This window comes from Bacillus sp. JS (genome assembly GCF_000259365.1).
In the GTDB taxonomy this organism is placed as follows: Bacteria; Bacillota; Bacilli; order Bacillales; family Bacillaceae; genus Bacillus; species Bacillus stercoris.
In genome coordinates this window covers 1,824,970-1,841,875 of the sequence record NC_017743.1, presented here as the reverse complement: position 1 = coordinate 1,841,875, position 16,906 = coordinate 1,824,970, and the positions used below count along the sequence as shown (strand labels likewise).

At 41.6% G+C, this 16,906-nt stretch carries 17 protein-coding genes and 1 pseudogene; 4 read left to right on the top strand and 14 right to left on the bottom strand.

Annotated elements, in window-relative coordinates; genetic code table 11:
* Positions 1 to 44: 44 nt before the first annotated feature.
* The 11 genes and pseudogenes from MY9_RS09410 to MY9_RS09360 all read right to left on the bottom strand — a co-directional run bounded on the left by MY9_RS09410 (position 45) and on the right by MY9_RS09360 (position 10,896).
* A complete protein-coding gene (locus tag MY9_RS09410) occupies positions 45 to 794 on the bottom strand; it encodes a polyketide synthase (protein WP_014664044.1) in 750 nt (249 codons plus the stop codon).
* Positions 795 to 833: 39 nt separating this feature from the next.
* The gene (locus tag MY9_RS09405; protein ID WP_081483620.1) at positions 834 to 1,613 is read right to left on the bottom strand and encodes an enoyl-CoA hydratase/isomerase; all 780 of its coding nucleotides are present in this window, start codon (positions 1,611 to 1,613) and stop codon (positions 834 to 836) included.
* Positions 1,601 to 2,863 (bottom strand): polyketide biosynthesis 3-hydroxy-3-methylglutaryl-ACP synthase PksG, encoded by a 1,263-nt coding sequence (gene pksG / locus MY9_RS09400; protein WP_014664042.1) that lies wholly within the window; start codon positions 2,861 to 2,863, stop codon positions 1,601 to 1,603. Before pksG ends, MY9_RS09405 begins: the two co-directional genes overlap by 13 nt.
* On the bottom strand, positions 2,864 to 4,111 hold the full coding sequence (pksF, locus tag MY9_RS09395) for a polyketide biosynthesis malonyl-ACP decarboxylase PksF (protein WP_014664041.1): 1,248 nt from the start codon (positions 4,109 to 4,111) through the stop codon (positions 2,864 to 2,866). It abuts the gene before it with no gap.
* Positions 4,089 to 4,337: an acyl carrier protein gene (locus MY9_RS09390; protein ID WP_003231809.1), complete on the bottom strand. Its 249-nt coding sequence runs from the start codon at positions 4,335 to 4,337 to the stop codon at positions 4,089 to 4,091. The genes pksF and MY9_RS09390 overlap by 23 nt, the downstream gene beginning before the upstream one ends.
* 61 nt (positions 4,338 to 4,398) lie before the next feature.
* A complete protein-coding gene (fabD, locus tag MY9_RS09385; RefSeq protein WP_014664040.1) occupies positions 4,399 to 6,702 on the bottom strand; it encodes an ACP S-malonyltransferase in 2,304 nt (767 codons plus the stop codon).
* On the bottom strand, positions 6,699 to 7,673 hold the full coding sequence (locus tag MY9_RS09380; protein WP_014664039.1) for an acyltransferase domain-containing protein: 975 nt from the start codon (positions 7,671 to 7,673) through the stop codon (positions 6,699 to 6,701). The genes fabD (MY9_RS09385) and MY9_RS09380 overlap by 4 nt, the downstream gene beginning before the upstream one ends.
* Before the next feature lie 499 nt (positions 7,674 to 8,172).
* A complete protein-coding gene (gene fabD, locus MY9_RS09375; protein WP_014664038.1) occupies positions 8,173 to 9,039 on the bottom strand; it encodes an ACP S-malonyltransferase in 867 nt (288 codons plus the stop codon).
* A pseudogene (locus tag MY9_RS22115) lies at positions 9,036 to 9,233 on the bottom strand (hypothetical protein). Before MY9_RS22115 ends, fabD (MY9_RS09375) begins: the two are co-directional and overlap by 4 nt.
* A gap of 182 nt (positions 9,234 to 9,415) precedes the next feature.
* On the bottom strand, positions 9,416 to 10,093 hold the full coding sequence (locus MY9_RS09365; protein WP_014664037.1) for an MBL fold metallo-hydrolase: 678 nt from the start codon (positions 10,091 to 10,093) through the stop codon (positions 9,416 to 9,418).
* A gap of 185 nt (positions 10,094 to 10,278) precedes the next feature.
* Positions 10,279 to 10,896 (bottom strand): TetR/AcrR family transcriptional regulator, encoded by a 618-nt coding sequence (locus MY9_RS09360; RefSeq protein WP_014664036.1) that lies wholly within the window; start codon positions 10,894 to 10,896, stop codon positions 10,279 to 10,281.
* A gap of 120 nt (positions 10,897 to 11,016) precedes the next feature.
* Between MY9_RS09360 and MY9_RS09355 the strand changes: the two genes are divergently transcribed.
* From MY9_RS09355 to MY9_RS09340, 3 genes are all read left to right on the top strand, one after another.
* Positions 11,017 to 11,574, top strand: a complete 558-nt coding sequence (locus MY9_RS09355; RefSeq protein WP_041521340.1) for a hypothetical protein — start codon at positions 11,017 to 11,019, stop codon at positions 11,572 to 11,574.
* A 154-nt stretch (positions 11,575 to 11,728) separates the two neighbouring features.
* Complete coding sequence (locus tag MY9_RS09345) at positions 11,729 to 12,184, top strand: regulatory YrvL family protein (RefSeq protein WP_014664034.1); 456 nt, start codon at positions 11,729 to 11,731, stop codon at positions 12,182 to 12,184.
* A 578-nt stretch (positions 12,185 to 12,762) separates the two neighbouring features.
* On the top strand, positions 12,763 to 12,888 hold the full coding sequence (locus tag MY9_RS09340) for a YjcZ family sporulation protein (protein WP_014664033.1): 126 nt from the start codon (positions 12,763 to 12,765) through the stop codon (positions 12,886 to 12,888).
* Positions 12,889 to 13,091: 203 nt separating this feature from the next.
* On the opposite strand, the gene MY9_RS09335 is transcribed toward MY9_RS09340, so the two are convergent.
* A complete protein-coding gene (locus MY9_RS09335; RefSeq protein WP_014664032.1) occupies positions 13,092 to 13,745 on the bottom strand; it encodes a hypothetical protein in 654 nt (217 codons plus the stop codon).
* A 222-nt stretch (positions 13,746 to 13,967) separates the two neighbouring features.
* Between MY9_RS09335 and MY9_RS09330 the strand changes: the two genes are divergently transcribed.
* Positions 13,968 to 14,156: a hypothetical protein gene (locus tag MY9_RS09330; RefSeq protein ID WP_014664031.1), complete on the top strand. Its 189-nt coding sequence runs from the start codon at positions 13,968 to 13,970 to the stop codon at positions 14,154 to 14,156.
* A 62-nt stretch (positions 14,157 to 14,218) separates the two neighbouring features.
* On the opposite strand, the gene MY9_RS09325 is transcribed toward MY9_RS09330, so the two are convergent.
* Positions 14,219 to 14,599, bottom strand: a complete 381-nt coding sequence (locus tag MY9_RS09325) for a hypothetical protein (RefSeq protein WP_014664030.1) — start codon at positions 14,597 to 14,599, stop codon at positions 14,219 to 14,221.
* Positions 14,600 to 15,012: 413 nt separating this feature from the next.
* Positions 15,013 to 16,896, bottom strand: a complete 1,884-nt coding sequence (mutL, locus tag MY9_RS09320) for a DNA mismatch repair endonuclease MutL (RefSeq protein ID WP_014664029.1) — start codon at positions 16,894 to 16,896, stop codon at positions 15,013 to 15,015.
* Positions 16,897 to 16,906: the final 10 nt, after the last annotated feature.

Below are 16,906 nucleotides of genomic sequence, written 5' to 3'. Positions count from 1 at the left end.
CGCGCTGCCTCCATTTCACCTGCGAAATTTTTATAGATTTTCAGTTAATTCCCGTATAAACCTTTGATCCTTGTTTTGACTTCTTCATGATGAAATGTTTTCTCATGCATCATCAATTCCTGTTCAATGACGCGCGGCAGCTGATCACGAAGCGGGGCAACCAGATGGTCTTTCAGGGTAACCAATGAGTTTCTTGGCTTTTCCGCCAGTTCTTGCGCCAGCTCCACTGCATAATCCAACACTTCTGCACGGGGCAGCACTTTAAAGGGAACCCCTCTTTTTTCAAGCTCAGCTCCGCGGTAGCTTCCCGCATTCAATAATATTTCCTGGGCCAGGCTGAATCCCAGTTTTTTAGGAACGATAAAGGTAGCGCCCATTCCGGGCGTAAATCCGTATTTCATAAAATTAGCCGTATACACGCTTTCTCTGCTCAGAATGACAAAATCAGCAAAGAGCCCCATGACAAAACCGCCTCCAATTCCATGGCCCTGCATTGCCGCAATAACTGGAATCTCGCAATCCAGCGCCAGAGAATAAAGATTGTCATCAGTGAACTTGGTCACCCCCTGCTGAATTCGAAGCAGTCCTTCTTGCGTTCCTCCTGAAGCAAAATAATTATCATATCCTGTCAAAATGACCGCTTTATATTTTGGGTGCTGCCGTATGTATTCAAACGCTTGAATTAAACCGTCTGTAAGTTCTTGTGAAAACGCGTTTTTATGAGCACGATCATGCATTTTTACCTGAATAATGGCGTGTTCAATTTCAATAAGCTCCACAACGGAATGCGTCATGATGTCCTCCTAACGGTTCTGATTGTCATTTTTAAACGGTTACTGATCCTCCCATGGGAATTGTCCTGTTTCAACATACCTGATGATTCTCATTTGGTTTTGGGGATCAGAAAACATCTGTTGATTTGCAGTTAAAGCGGTGGCTTTCGAACGGCTGACTTGATGATCGAGTGAGCTCATAAACTGTTTATAATGTGCGATTCCTTTTTTATTCAGCCTCCGCAAACGCAATAAATGCTTTCTCAGCAGCACGTCACTTTGAGCATCAAAAGCATCTATTAACCCCCATTCACTGGCTTCCTGAACGGAAATCGGCTTTGTCATAAGTGTCATGTAATGCGCTTTCTGCCAGCCGATACGGCGGATCAAAAACGGTAAAACACACGCAGGGTACAGGCCAAATAGCAGCTCAGAGAGACTGAATGACGCCGTCTGATCAGCAATGGCAATATCAGTGGCAGAAACGAATCCAAGACCGCCTGCATTCACTTTTCCCCTGACATGAGATATCGTGACGTAAGGACCGGTCTGTAATTTCAGCCACAAATCATAGAGAGGCTCTTGAGAGCTTGCCTGTTTTCTGCCCCTTTTCATTTCCTGATAGATATCTTGAAAATCCGCTCCGAAACAAAACACCTCGGGAAGCCCCTCTAAAACGACAACTGTAACTGATGATGTTTCACATTGGTTTAACACTTGCAGGCATTCTTCTATCAGCGTGTCATTAATCGTATTATTCGCTTCAGGGCGGTGAAAGGTAAGATAGCAAACCGACGCTTGAAAGCGGACCTTTATCGTTTGATAGGTCACGTGATCCACCTGTACTTCCGATGAAACTCAGAAATTTCTTCTAAAAACAAGCGCGGCTTCTCTTGAGTAGACTTCATGATGCCCGGTATCATCTCAAAGTCCAGCTTTACATTACGCGTCCCAAACCGCACCATCCCGCTCCCCTTAAACAGCAGCTCATACTCTTCCATAGAGAGCTGATATCGGCGATCCAAATGCTTCTCAATGTCAAATGTTCGCTGACGCTTCTGGCCTTCCGGAGTTGTAATTCCGCTGTAAAACTCGGAACAGCAGCCGGATCCGTAGGAAAAACAGCCAATTCGTTTAGGCGAATCAAATCTCCCTTGGTCGATCGTGCTGGCCAATGCCAGAAACAAGGCTGCCCCCATAATATTTCCAACCCGTTGACAGTAATTTAAACCTGGTTTTACCCGATTTAAAAAATCCGTCTCAATCCCAGCTGTTTTCATCTTCGCCACCTTACGCATCATTGTCCGGTGCGCACCTTTCACCATCCCGCCAAAGGGCGTATGGTAAGCAAGATATTGAAACGTGTCCTGATAATTGGCTCCCGGTACACGTTTTTGATATTCCAGAAAGGTCTGTTCGCAGCAATCCAGATATGACATTAAAGAGAGATCAGAATCACCCGCTTCACTGTCGGGAATGGGGCGGCACGTGTCCATGACTTCATAGCCGTAATACCCATTTGCTCCGGGATCTATTTGAAACACCTCGGGATTTTCGCCAACTAAAACGGCCACCGCTCCCGCCCCGGCGCTTGGTTCCGCATAAGACCAATCTTCGCTTAATGCGTCTCCGCCCTCTGCAATTAAAAAACGTGAAATATCACTGGCGATAACCAGTGCTTTGGCCCCCGGGGAAGTCTGGGATAATATAAAATTTACCGCCATCTGAAATCCAGCCGTTCCTGAATAACATGCCTGTTTAATCTCAAACAAACGGCAGTTGCGGTTGAGGCCTAAATGCTCGTGGATATATGTACTTAACGATTTTCCAAAGTCAATCCCGGATTCAGAGCAAGTGATTAATAATTCAATCCGGTCCTTCTCTGCTTCAGATAAAGCATCAATTATCGGCTTAGCTGCATTGACTCCGAAGGTCACGGGATCTTCATAAGGCAGTGCTACCGCTTTTTCTTTCATTAATAAGTTTTCAAATCTGGCAGTGTCTAAGCGTCTGTATTTGGCCAGCTCCATGACATCAAGGTATGCCGTTCCGCCAAAGACATTCATCGCTTCTATTCCGGCTGAAACCATTTATGATTCGCCTCCACATTTCTCAATGTTTTGTATACAAACCGCAGTGTTCATTCCACCAAACCCCATGCTTAAGCTCAGCGCATTTTTGATGCGGTATGAAATCGATTTCTCATTTACCCAATGAAAGGAATCATCGATTGGATGATCCAAATTCCGGCTCGGATGCAGGGCAGATTTTTTCATTTGCAGCAAAACAGAAATAATCTCTACGATGCCCGCCGCACTAAGCCCGTGTCCGGTTATCGATTTTGTTGCATTGATATAAGCATGGGAAAGCCCGCATGCACGGAGCGCCTTTAATTCTGTTTCATCTCCAATAAAAGAACCTGTACCATGAGGATTAATATAATCAATATCTTCTGGTGAAAGGCCGGCACGCCCCAGCGCCTTCTGGATGACATGAATCTCTCCTTCTAATGAAGGATCAGGGTTCCGGTTTCCGTCCAGTTTAATTGACCAGCCAGGCAATGCTGCATAAGGTTTAACACCTCTTTGTAAAGCCGTCTCCCTTCGTTCTATTACCAATGCACCGCACGATTCTCCATAAATAAACCCGTCTCTGTTTTGATCGAAGGGCCGGCACGCTTTTTCAGGTTCATCAGCATATTTGTCCGTTCCCATAGCGCCTAAAGCCCTTAGCGCCTCACATTCCATATAAGAAAGATCCATTAAAGCACCAAGTGCTATGCAAGTATCAACTTCGCCTGACAGGACTTGCTGAATCGCATGAATGACTGCTAACTGGCCGCTGGCCGAGGCTCCTCCCACCGTATATGCCAATCCTGTGATGCCAAACTGATCTGTACATATCCCGCAAAGATCGCTATCCATGAAAGACAGGCCATACGCCGGCGAAATAAAACCAGAGCGGGCTTGATAGCTTTCATAAACCTCTAAGGTTTCTCTCTGCTGGAAATTTGACCCGCCAACTACCAGTCCGATACGTGAGGAATCTGCATCGTCCAATTCAGCCTCCTCCCAAGCCTCCGTGAGAGTTACCAATGCAGCGCGGCTGGAAAATGATGCTTTCCGCAATATTTTTTTAGAAAGCCGGTCGGGATAAGACAATGACGCGATTTCAGCTCCGATAAACCGGCTGTCTTTTTGTCTGCCTGAACGCTTCATGACATCAAAGGCATGTCTGCCGGACAGCAGCGAGGAAGCAAAATCCTCCTTCCCTTGACCGATGGAGGCCGTGACGCCTACACCGGTCACTACAACCTCAGGCAGATTGCACTTTGTCATAAAGCACCTCAGCTAATTCACCGATGTTTTTCACTCCGGATAGCTCAATGCGAGGAATTTTTAACGATAAATCCTCTAGCACCATTGTGATAATTTCAGCTCTGTCTACAGAGTCAGCCCCTAGCTCAACTAACTGATCTTCAGGCTCAAATCTGTGTCCGTCTAATTCAGGAAGCACCTCGCAAATATTGGTGATTAATACTTCAAAGATTCTCTGTTTATCCATAACGCGCTCTCTCCTTCAATGGATCATTTTAATGATTTTTATAGGTATATTTTCATAATATTCAAACTTTTATCCTTATATTGTCTGTTTCATGCGACGGCTGATACATCGATTGCATCCGTTCATGAAGCAATACTGCCGTTTCTGTCATTAATTTTTTCGCGATTTCATCGACATGACGGTTTCGCCAATTTTCTAATTGCGATCCTTTGACCCATTGATTAAAGGCTCCCAGCGCGGGACCGCAGTGAATTTGATAATCGACCTTCGAATGTTCGCTTCCGCTGATTGCCAATTTTGAGCTGTATCTGAAGTACCATCGGAAAATCAAAGCCATTTTATGCTTCGGGTTTTGTTCAGCCTTCTCAATGTCTGCCGCGGGATAATGCAATGCAATATCTTTATATATGTCTTCTATACTGCGTTTAAAGTATTTCTCCTCAAGCTGGGCCAGCATCTTTGCATCCAGCTCACGTATAGAACCATACCGCTGGTACAGTTCATATAACTTGTTTGCACGTGCGGGAAAGAACACGCCTTTTTTTAGCACTTGCACTTTACTGCCCGATTCAAACATATCGCCAGCAGGCGCATAGGCTGTATCTTGTACATTCATCTGCTGAAGCAAATCCTTTACTTTATCACTTGTTGCCGCCTCAACCGTACATTGATTGATTGAACCTGTTAGAATAAAATCTGCCCCAAGCATAAAAGCCGCCATCGCTGCCTCAGGTGTTCCAATCCCTCCAGCTGCACCAACTCTTATTTTTTTCCGATATTGATATTTTTTCATCATGTCATCTCTTAAAGATGTCATCGCCGGCATCAGGCTGTATGCCACACCGCCATCTGTGTGTCCTCCTGAATCAGCTTCCACACAAATATCGTCAGCCATCGGAATGCACCGCAGCAACTCTGCTTCATTCATGGTGATTTTATTTTCTCCTAAAAGCTTTTGCAGCATATTCTCAGGCGCAGGGCTCAGAAATGACTCTGCAACTTCCGGACGTGATATTTTTGCTATGAGACGATTTGAGCATATAACCTCACCATTTTCATTTCGTTTCACTCCTTTTGCGCGGTACCTTACTAATGCAGGAGTGACACTTAAAAATGCTGAAGCCTCCACAACGCTCACTTGATTCCTCAATAAAAGATCGATCATTTTTTCCTCTGATTCAGTATGTTTCATATTGTGTACCAGATTGATGCCGTAGGCTTGTCCTTTCCCTAATTCACCTTGTATAGCACGGATCGCATCTTCAACCTCATTCAGACTCAGACCGCCTGTGCCAAAGAACCCCATCATTCCCGCTCTTGAGAGCTTTACTACCATTTCTTTCGAAGCAATTCCGCGGTACATTCCTCCTGCAAGATAAGCGTATGTAAGATGATAATCCTGTTTAAATTCAGCACTTCCTAAAGATTCTGCCGTAATGCCGGCTTGAACATTGGTTTTTTCCTTTAGATGCACGTTGATCGCGAGATTCTTTTTCGGTATATATGTCAATGGTTCAGCTTCATTTTTAATCCGATGAATGAGACCGGTTAATACAGTACCAGGCCCAATCTCTTCAAACTCCATTTCTCCTCTTCCCATCAGAAAACGAATGCTGTCCGTCCATTTCACTGTGTTGTCCATTTGTTCAGATAATGTATCTTTTAACCGTTCCTGATGGTATGGCTCTGCATAGACATTGGAGATAACCGGGATCGCCAAAGGTGCAAACTGGAATGAGTCAATATATTGCTTAAAGACCTGTTTTGCTTGATTCATATATCTGGAATGAAAAGCTCCGCTCACATTTAATGGATGAACCAGCTTTACATCCTTGGTGTTTTCAAAAACAGCCCGAGCTTTTTCAATCTCTTTTTTCGGGCCGGAAATTACAATTTGCCGAGGCGTATTTTCATTTGCCACATCAATGTCATGAAGGCGGTGCTCTTCTAAAACGGCTGTAACTTGTTCCTTATTCAGGCCGATCACAGCTGCCATTCCGCCTCCTGTAATGCGTCCCATCAATTCTCCTCTTTTTTTGACAAGTCTTAATCCGGTTTCAAAATCAAATGCACCGGCAGCCAACAACGCATTGTATTCTCCTAAGCTGTGTCCTGCCGCAAAATCAGGTTTTCTGCCGGTTTCCTCCACTCGCTTCAAATAACTGAGTGCATTTACAACGTATAAAGCAGGCTGCGTGTATTCAGTATGGTTTACATCCAAATAGGATTTCTCTGTACATAGCTTCTCTATTGAATAGCCCAATATTTGATCTGCTTGATCAGTCAAATGCTGATATTGTTCAAATAACCCTTGTCCCATTCCCTTTTGCTGGGAGCCTTGCCCTGGAAAGACATATGTAATCATCTTGTAAACTTCCTTTCTGGTGTACGGAAACCCTCAACCGTATTCAGATTTTTCAGCTCCTGATGAAATGGTGTTATGATTGAGCAGCAGCGGTCAGCTGAATCACCCGGAATCAGCTGTTTCACAAATGCAGCTAAGGTGCCGGATGGCCCTAAATCGATAAACTTGCATGTATGCTTGCTTTCCAAATATCGAATCGCTTCACGAAACATCATTGGTTTTCTGACCACATTCCAAAAGAAATGCTTGTCGATTACGTGAAGGCAGCTTCCCGTTAAGCTCGATACAATCGGTATGAACGGTTTTTTAAAAGATTTTGATCTTAAAAATTCTTCATAGGCACTCTCTGCCGGATCGATAAGCGAAGAATGAAAAGCATAGGATACAGGAAGCAGCTGGCAAAGAATCTGTTTCTCTTTTAAAGCCTCCATAATCTGCTTTATATGATTTTCTTCACCAGAAATGACGAAGTGCGAATCATAATTGATAGAAATAAGTTCACTATTTCTAAACAGTTGCGGATAATCTTTCAGCAATTGCGGTTTGTCAAGAATGGCCAGCATTTTACCTTTATCGCAGGAATTTTGGATGACAATAGCCTGTTCAATTATGCAATCCAGTATATCCTCTGCGTCTGACAAACCAGAAACTGCCGCTGATGCGAATTCTCCCAGGCTCGATCCCAATACGTAATCAGGATAAATTCCCCTGTCTTCCAAAACTTTATATAAGGAATACTCAACCATAAAAATAGCTGGATGGGAAAAAAGAATACGATCAAACGGATCTGACACCCGTTTATCTGGATAGTAGATTTCTTCAACAATAGATGTGCCGATTCGCCGTGCTGCAATGGCATCCATTTCAAGCATCGATTGGCGAAACACGGCGTTTTCCTTAAATAGTTCTTTTCCCATGTGATAGTATTGGGAACCTTGTCCGGAAAACATAAAAACAAGCGGTTCATTCATGTGTATAACCTTCTTTTTTTATATTTATGACGGCTTTTTTGATTTTTCAGTTCTATATATGCTGTAAAGACACATAGCAGCGATTGAAAGAAAATAAATAAAAAAGTCTTATATGAAAAAAGTAAAGGAGATTCAACTTTGGAAGGAATGCTATTAGTGCTCTGGATGCGGTTCATTTATGAAGTGATCGTAGATGTATGTTGATATCTCAAAATTGATGTAACCTAATGACAGGATCAGCAAAGAACATCGACTCTATGATTGGTGGGTGCAGTTAAAAAGGGACCATCTAGATGTGAGAGCGATGGTTTGGAAATCTGGCTGACATAGTTCAAATGTCTAACTTTTTTCAGCCTCTTTATGTAACAGTATATAAAGTTATTCAATTAGAAACAGTGTCAAACGAACGATTGACTCTTTAAAACTTTCTACCTTAAAGGAAAGGAATTCTGTCTTTAGCTCTAATTAATGAGGTACAAGGCCATAGGAACAAACGTTTTTAACGGGGCATTGGTTCCGCTTCTTTCTTTATGCGATGTATTAACCCGGTTAAAACATTTCCTGGACCTATCTCCTCAAACTCCATATGGCCTTTATTCATTAAGTAGCTTATGCTCTCAGTCCATTTCACTGAATGATTAATTTGATCGGCCAGCGTCTGCTTCATGAATTCGGATGTATACGGTTTGGCATACACATTTGAAATAACCGGGATAGACGGGGGCGAAAAATGAAAGGCATGAAGGAACTCCTCGAATTCTTCTTTTGCTTTATTCATGTACCTGGAATGAAACGCGCCGCTTACGTTTAAGGGGAGTACCATTGTAACTTCAGTCAACGTATCAAAAAGAGATGCGGCTTTTTCAATCTCATCTTTTTTCCCTGAAATTACAATTTGATATGGGGCGTTCACATTAGCAATATCAACATCATATAAATGATGTTCTTTCAGAGCCTTTGCAACCTGCTCTTCATTTAGTCCCATAACAGCTGCCATACCGCCGTTGCTTACCAGACTCATCAGCTCGCCTCTTTTTCTGACAAGCTGTAAACCTGTCTCAAAGTCAAAGGCTTCAGCTGCAAATAACGCATTGTATTCACCCAAGCTGTGCCCGGCGACAAAGTCAGGCTTAACTTCTTTTTCCTTGATTTTTTTCAGATAGCTTAGTGCGTTTACCACATATAACGCCGGCTGAGTAAATTGCGTTTTATTTAAATTGGAATAAGGATTTTCCAGGCAAAGACGTTTGATTGAATAGCCTAAGATCTCATCTGCCTGATCCGTCAGTTCTTTAAATTCATCGAATAAGCCGCTGCCCATTCCTTGTTTCTGCGAACCCTGCCCCGGAAAAACATATGTGATCATTCTCTCAAAGCCACCCTTCCGATAGTAGATGTGTTTCACTTTTGTATGTTTTTATAAAAAATAGTGATGACCGGATAAATAGTAGCATGTTCAAGTTGATGGTAACCTCTGTAAATATTATCCGTCAAGTTAATTTTTCCTACAGTTAACCCAATTGTTTTTCTGCTTCTTTCAATTGAGGAATAAAGGATCAGGAGTTATAACAGAATATAAGAAAAAGGACCTGCATCACGTATAGGGCGACATATCAAGATAATGCGCTTCATTTTCTTCCTAATAAGTTTTCAAAATAAATAACACCCTCCTATGTAATCATTTTGAAAAATAAAAAGCATTTAGATATTCGAAGAAAAATAGGATAATAGATTCAAAAAGATTATTTAAAATCAAAAATGCCTTTTTGATTTTTACGGGTGCGAAATTTCACAAAGTATTCCTTCTTATCAATTTGAAAGTAAATATTATGCTGATAAAGATCCTTTATTGAATGGCCGGGCGATTTGCCAAAAGAGTGACCAGGATACACCCGTACATGAGATGAAACCTCCGATTTTATTCTTTGAATGCTATCAAACATCTCTCCCGCAGAACTGCCATCATCCTCACATATGCCGCACCCTTCCGTAAACACCGTATCTCCGGTAAAAATACTTTCAGAAAACAAATAACACATTCCGCCGGCTGTATGCCCCGGTGTGAGAAGGCATTGTGCACTTGTGTTCCCTATGCTGATCGTCTGATGATCCTCTAGGCTAATTAAATTTCTGCATCGGAATTGATAATAATCAATTTCTTTTTTCGACATATAAACTTGAGCGTTAAACATCTTCGTCAGCGGGTCTACTAGGTTTACATGATCATAATGAGAATGTGTCAATGCGACTGCCTTTAATTCAGCTTTTAGTTCAGAAAGTGCAGTTGTTATTTTACTCAATTCCCATGAGGGGTCAACAACAATTGCAGATCTGCTTACAATATCTTCAATGATATAGCAATAATTCGTCCAGCCCTGATACCTTGTTTTAATTGGATGCACCTTATAAGTAAGATTCATTTATACCATCCCTATCATGTAAAGTTCTTAAATGATGGACCGGTGTTCACCCTCCATCTTTCATTCCACTTTATCAAACAGTATGATTGTTTTCCATTTTTTTCAGAGATCCTTGTTCTTTGCATATGAAAAAAGCGATTCTTTTTGAAGCATGTCCAACAAGAATCGCTTTTTGCACTAGTTCCTTAGAGATGTCGTTTTTGTGTCTCGCGTGTATCTTCCACGCAAATTGACTCTACATGCTGCATAATGACCCGCTTGATTCTGTCTTTATTCACTCGCACAGGGTCAAGCATCGCATGTAAAGCCAAGCCGTCAACAAGCGCGTAAAGCCTCTCAGCCTCAATGTTTTTATCAGCATTCTGCTTTAGTAAACCGGATTCATCTAAATAAGCAATCAGATTCTGCATGCCGCTGAAAATCCCGTCGTGATTCGCATCAAACATATCCTTTTTATGTCTGGCGTAAGCAGTAAAAGCAAACCAAACCTCCATCTCTCTTATCGTTTCTTCATTCGTTGGGACAATTTCAAGCAAAATGTGCAACACTTTTTCCTTAGGGAGCAAATCCTTCATGGCAATGTCTTTAATTCGGGCCCTCACCTTTTCTTGAACAAGTTTCATTGCAAACGCAAGCAGTTCATCCTGTGTAGTGAAATAATGGCGCAGCGCACCTAATGACAATCCTGCTTCCTTTGCAATGTTCCTGGCTGATGCTCCCTCCATCCCCCGTTCTAAAATAACGCGCCACGTCGCTTCTGCAATTTGTTTTCTTCTTTTCTCATGGTCAATTTGTTTTGGCATAGCTTTATTGTAACAAGAAAAAAATGAGAGGGCAATTTTTATAATACAGTTGTGTTGCAAAAATAAAGGTGGTAACATATTATTTAAATAATACAACTGTATTGAAAAGAGGGGAATGGATTGAACGGTATCGCATGGATGATTGTTTTCTGTGAAATTGCGTTTTGGGTTGTCATTGTTTTGGGGCTTGCTGTACGCTACCTATTCAAACGACATACATTAGGACTGCTATTCCTTGCCTTAACTCCAGTTATCGATTTGATCTTATTAGCGGCAACTGGTGTGGACCTTTACCGCGGAGCCTCAGCGACCGCAGCACATGGAATTGCAGCTGTTTACATCGGTATATCGATCGCTTATGGGAAACAAATGATTCAATGGGCAGATGAGAAATTTCAATATTATGTGACAAAAAAAGGCGCAAAACCTCTGAAACGTTTTGGAATGGATCATGCCAAGCACGGTGCGAAAGGCTGGCTAAGACATGTGCTGGCCTACTTAATTGGTGCGGGACTATTGGCAGGGATGATTTATTTTATCAACGACTCTGCCCGAACCGAGGCATTGAGCGGCATTCTTAAACTGTGGACTGTCATTATAGGCATTGACTTTCTCATTACAGCCAGCTATTTTATTTGGCCAAAAAAAGAGAAAACTTCGGCGAATCTCAGAAATTAACATGGTGAAAAAGGCCCTTCCCCAGCGGAAAGGGCCTTTTTTGGTTTTGTTAAAATATGTTATACTACTTTCGTCAGAAACAGACTTATAGATATTTTGGGTTCATTTAAGGATAAAGGTTTGTATGAGTAAGCAGGTGAAGGGAGTGTCATCCTTGTGCCAAAAAGAACAGAACGAGCACTCTAAGGATTTTAACCTGAAATCAAAATTAATCGGAATTATATCTGTCATTTTTATCGTGGCTATTGCACTTGCAGTCATCTTCGGCGGCTTTTTCTTCGGGATGAAAGGATTATTCTCCATACTTGGCATCACATACGCTTCAAATCAAACATTAGCTTTATTTATTTTAGCCTGCTTTGCTGTAGGCGTAATCATAGACCCACTCACAAAGATAATCTCTATCATTTTGGAAAAATCACTTTCTTTGAAAAAGACTGCACTTTTTGCTTTTATACTGTATTTTATCAGCAATCTTATAACGATCTGTTTTGCAGATTACTTTATGCAGTCTATTTATATTCCAGATGTCTTGCTTGTTGTGATATCAGCTTTGATGGCTTTCATTGAACTTGCTTTTGATAACCAGCCAAATAGAGAAGCCGCTTAAAAATGCCGATGGCAGATATGGAGAATTCATAACACCTTATATTTGGACATCACCAGTTATATAAACGAAAAAAACTCCCTGCTCACACGAACAGGGAGCAAACACAATGTAGTATTTTAAATTCTGCATTCTAGAATGATTCTTACATTCGGATCATCAAGTTCATCTAAAAAGATAATGATCTTTGGACCACATGCCATGTGTTTCCACCCCCTCACCCAAAATATACATCATTTTGAATTTCCTGTAAATGTAAATTTTGTTATGTAGATGGATATATCCGTGAAGTATGATGGATCACACGTTTACAACCGTTTCACACTCCAATGGATACATAAGAAGCATTGATATCGCAAAACTTCATCAGGGGTTGATGTAGAGATGTATTTTAATAAGGTTGGTTCAATCGCAACTGCTGTGGATGAAGATGAAGGTGAGGTACAACTGTTAATAGTCTGCTGAAATCCACTGGTACACCTTTAGACAAAATATTCATTTCTTCTTTTTTAGACTTAAAACTATGTCGAAAGTTATTGTTTCGCATACCTTATTCTATCTCGACTAAAGGAGGTGACATCATGGGATTCTACGGTGGATATTCTGGTGGATACTCTGGCGGCGGATATTCCGGCGGAAGCAGCTTCGTATTGATCGTAGTGTTGTTCATCTTGTTGATCATTGTTGGTGCTTCATTCCTTTACTAATCTAAGAGTATCCAAAGTCTTTTTGACTCACCTCCCTGTACGGCAGACGCCATAAGAAGTTTTTATGGCGTTTTGCCATGTGATTGCCGAAACAAACTCTAAACTGCCACCGCACTAAAGCCGTTAACCGCCAATAGTCTATCTTGAGATTTATACCGGAAGCAGTTTACAGAGAATATAAAAAAGCACCTTTAAAAAGCGCCCTATTTTTTAAATTCATTTAAAAAGTGCATTCTAAAAGCATTAACATTACGCGAGTAATACTTTTGATTGGCGATAGAAGGTAATAAAATAAGCAAAATTAAAATGCAATTTAAAACAATTGATCCAGTATAAAGCAATGTTCTCACATAAGTAATTGAGTAACTCAGGTGAAACAAATTTACAAATAAAGATATAAATAACGACCAGCATAGAGCTCCTAAACTATGAGTTGTTGATAATAAATGTGAAAACCGCGTCGCAATATAGGTACGCTTGTTTTCGTCAGTAATTTTCGATAATTCATTTTGCCATTCGAATTCCAACTTGTAGTATTGTTTGGCCTTGTATTTTCTATATTCACTTCGTTTGTTGAAATGATAGCACTTTCCCCATGGCCTAAGAGACAGTTCGTCACCATTTATAAACTCCCTCTCCGAGAGACCTAACAACCAATCATAAGCAAAATAAACTTGATAGATGAGGTAGCCAATTACTACGCCAATAACCGCTGTACTAAAAATAAAGCTAATACTTTTCACTGGATCATTAATAGGTACGCCTTTAGAAAATATAACAAATGGCCATAAACTCATCAGTAAAAAAACCCATCCCGGTATACCCCATCTGATCAGATATTTAGTCTCAAAATTCATCTTATCTCTCCCCCTACCTTATTATCGGTAAAAGGAGAGGATAAAGGAACAATATGCAGAATTTGTCGAACTATTTGAGAAACTTACTCTCCTTAATCACGAAATTACTTTCGCAATTGAAAATTTAGTACATAGTTTTATTAGTAGCAAAAATTTAAAGCGTCCCCGCTCATTAGCAGTGCCGCTCCTCAATTTATTAGGAAAATCATTCCTAATGAGAAGATGGAAAAATTCAAAGACTTCTTTAGAGCCGTGGTGGACGAAGATGATCCCTCTGCAATTGAAAAGTTTGACGATGAATTAATAGACGATGATAATTGGTTTATTGTTGATGACAAGCAAAAAAGAATAGGAATTTCATTGCCGGGTATTTACGAGGATGACAACGAAATAAATTGGAGATGGAGATAAAAAGCAAATATTGATTATATAAAGCCCACCTTATGAGACGGGCTTTCATTAGTTCTTGTTGGTTATACTGTTTTACAGTTGTTGGTTTTGGGCTGTAATAAGATGGTCAGGGCTATACCTGATGCCAGAGTTAAAAAATAGCCACATAGCATAAAATAGGGGACGATTTCGTTTTTGAGAAAATAAAGCCCAAAGAGAATAACGGCTGTACCGATAGTGAAATAAATCGGCTTTTTACTTTTCAAAGTCAAACGGCTTGATTGAGAAAACTTTTTGTAGATTAAAGGCAAGCCGGTATAAACCCCTATGAAAAATGTAAATAAAATAGACCAAAGGAAACCGATTGGCGAGAAATAGCTCTCGGAAAATATTCCGTCGAAAGCCCAATTGCTCAACACAACGAAGCCAAATAGATAAACAAATGCCAATATGATCTTGACCATGATATCCCTCCCCTACAATCCAATATACACGTGATATAAGGTTGTTTAAATGGGGAAAACCATTCATTTACTTTTCAATCTTCCCGCTCCTTCAAAGCCTAATACTTTAATCAATAGCACCATTCGTTACTTTCGTCTCATTTACCAATATTATACATCGGGATAAATGGGATGATTGGATGTTTTTTATATACTCCAAACGATCCTCTTCTGTCATAATCCATGTAATGACTTCCCTATGCTGACGTAAGTCTTTATTTTCTACAGTCAAGATGACTTCAAATGTTTAAATTCATATCACTGAAAAAACACAATAAAAAAAGCATTGATCAATTCCGAAGAATATCTCAATGCTTGAAACATGTAGGGACAAAATACGGGCAAAAGGTCTTTTCCCCTTCACCACCCCCCCGCTACATCACGCGTTTGAACATCTTTTCCATCTCATAAGTGGAATGGTGTATGATGATCGGGCGGCCGTGCGGGCATGTAAATGGGTCTGATGTGCTTCGGAGGTCGTCCAGAAGCGCTTTGATTTCGTCGTTTCTGAGGTGGCGATTTGCTTTGATGGAGCCTTTGCAGCTCATCATAATCGCGGCTTCCTCACGGAGTTTTTTAATATCAATATTTTTGGAGTCGAGCACCTGCTGAATGATTTCTTCTATGAGCTCGGCTTCTTCTCCCTTTGGAAACCAGGCCGGGTGGCAGCGGACGATGTAACTGTTAGAGCCGAATGACTCTAAAAAGACACCAACACTTTCGAGCTCTTGTTTGTGCTGTTCGATAATCAAAGCCTCGTTTGTGGAGTAGTGGAACGTCAGCGGTACAATCATATCCTGGACCTCAGGCTCAACCTCCCCCACCTTTTCACGGAAGTACTCGTATTTAATACGTTCTTGGGCGGCGTGCTGGTCGATAATATACAAGCCATTCTCATTTTGTGCCAATATATAAGTCCCGTGCATCTGGCCGATCGGGTACATAATCGGAACCCGCTCAGACGTTGGCGGCGGCTGTTCCTCATGGTATTCCTGCTCATATGTTTCAGGCTGTTCTTCTGAAACACTGGACACCTCAAGGGTTTGTTCCTCATCATCGATAGGTGGAGCATCAATATGGAGAGGAGGCAATTCTTCCTCCGCATCAGCCGGCTCTTTCACGACTGAGCTGAGCTTCATTGGTGAATAAGATGGCGCAGTCGATTTTTCAGGAACTTTTTTTTCCGCAGGTTTTTCATCAAAGGTTATAAACTGCTGCTCATTTTTGATGGCAGGTGCTGATTTTTTCGGGAGCTGGGCACTCGGAATCAGCTGCTGCTGTTTAAATACATCTTTAATTCCGTCACGTATTAAGTCATGAAGCTCTGTTTCCTTGCTGAGCCGGACCTCAAGCTTCGATGGATGCACGTTGACATCGACTAAAATCGGGTCCATCGTAATTTCTATAAAGGTAATGGGATGGCGTCCGATCGGCAAAAGCGTATGATATCCTTCATGAACCGCTTTGACGAGCGGAAAATTTTTAATGTAACGACCATTGACCACAGACGACATATAGTTTCTCGACGCCCGTGTAATCTCTGGGAGAGCGATATATCCCTTCACTTCAAAATCCAAAGAGCTTACATGCAGCGGAAGCATTTTTTTGGCGACAGCAGTGCCGTAAATCGCTGCCAGGACATGGCGTACATCTCCGTTTCCATTCGTTTGAAGCAGGTTTTTCCCATGATGGCGCAGGCGGATCGATACCTCTGGATGCGCCAGAGCAATACGATTAACCACGTCTGTAATGTTTCCAAGCTCTGTATGAACGGTTTTCATATACTTCAAACGGGCCGGTGTGTTAAAAAACAAGTTGGAAACGACAATTTCAGTTCCCTTCCTGCTTGAGGACCGCGATTCGGAAATGATGTTTCCTCCTTGAAGGACGAGCTTCGTCCCAGCTCCTTCACCAGTGCTTGTCGTAATCTCCAGATGAGAGACTGACGCGATACTCGGCAGGGCTTCTCCCCTAAAACCAAGCGTTCTTACCCTGAATAAATCATTTTCATCTTTTATTTTACTTGTTGCGTGGCGGCGGAAAGCACGCTTGCAATCTTCATTCTCCATTCCTTCGCCGTTATCCAAAACCCGAATGGATGCAAGTCCTGCTTCCTCAATATCGATTTCAATGACTGTGCTGTCAGCGTCGATCGCATTTTCCACCAATTCCTTGACGACTGAGGCGGGCCGTTCCACAACCTCGCCCGCCGCTATTTTATTTGAAAGCTCATCTGACAGCTGGATGACTTTTGCCACATTCATCACC

Bases quoted from the DNA above. Each gene is read 5' to 3' on its own strand.
- MY9_RS09410 (WP_014664044.1), bottom strand. From the start codon at position 794: ATGACGCATTCCGTTGTGGAGCTTATTGAAATTGAACACGCCATTATT.
- pksG (WP_014664042.1), bottom strand. From the start codon at position 2,863: ATGGTTTCAGCCGGAATAGAAGCGATGAATGTCTTTGGCGGAACGGCA.
- pksF (WP_014664041.1), bottom strand. From the start codon at position 4,111: ATGACAAAGTGCAATCTGCCTGAGGTTGTAGTGACCGGTGTAGGCGTC.
- MY9_RS09390 (WP_003231809.1), bottom strand. From the start codon at position 4,337: ATGGATAAACAGAGAATCTTTGAAGTATTAATCACCAATATTTGCGAG.
- fabD (WP_014664040.1), bottom strand. From the start codon at position 6,702: ATGATTACATATGTCTTTCCAGGGCAAGGCTCCCAGCAAAAGGGAATG.
- MY9_RS09380 (WP_014664039.1), bottom strand. From the start codon at position 7,673: ATGAATGAACCGCTTGTTTTTATGTTTTCCGGACAAGGTTCCCAATAC.
- fabD (WP_014664038.1), bottom strand. From the start codon at position 9,039: ATGATCACATATGTTTTTCCGGGGCAGGGTTCGCAGAAACAAGGAATG.
- MY9_RS09365 (WP_014664037.1), bottom strand. From the start codon at position 10,093: ATGAATCTTACTTATAAGGTGCATCCAATTAAAACAAGGTATCAGGGC.
- MY9_RS09360 (WP_014664036.1), bottom strand. From the start codon at position 10,896: ATGCCAAAACAAATTGACCATGAGAAAAGAAGAAAACAAATTGCAGAA.
- MY9_RS09340 (WP_014664033.1), top strand. From the start codon at position 12,763: ATGGGATTCTACGGTGGATATTCTGGTGGATACTCTGGCGGCGGATAT.
- MY9_RS09335 (WP_014664032.1), bottom strand. From the start codon at position 13,745: ATGAATTTTGAGACTAAATATCTGATCAGATGGGGTATACCGGGATGG.
- MY9_RS09330 (WP_014664031.1), top strand. From the start codon at position 13,968: ATGGAAAAATTCAAAGACTTCTTTAGAGCCGTGGTGGACGAAGATGAT.
- MY9_RS09325 (WP_014664030.1), bottom strand. From the start codon at position 14,599: ATGGTCAAGATCATATTGGCATTTGTTTATCTATTTGGCTTCGTTGTG.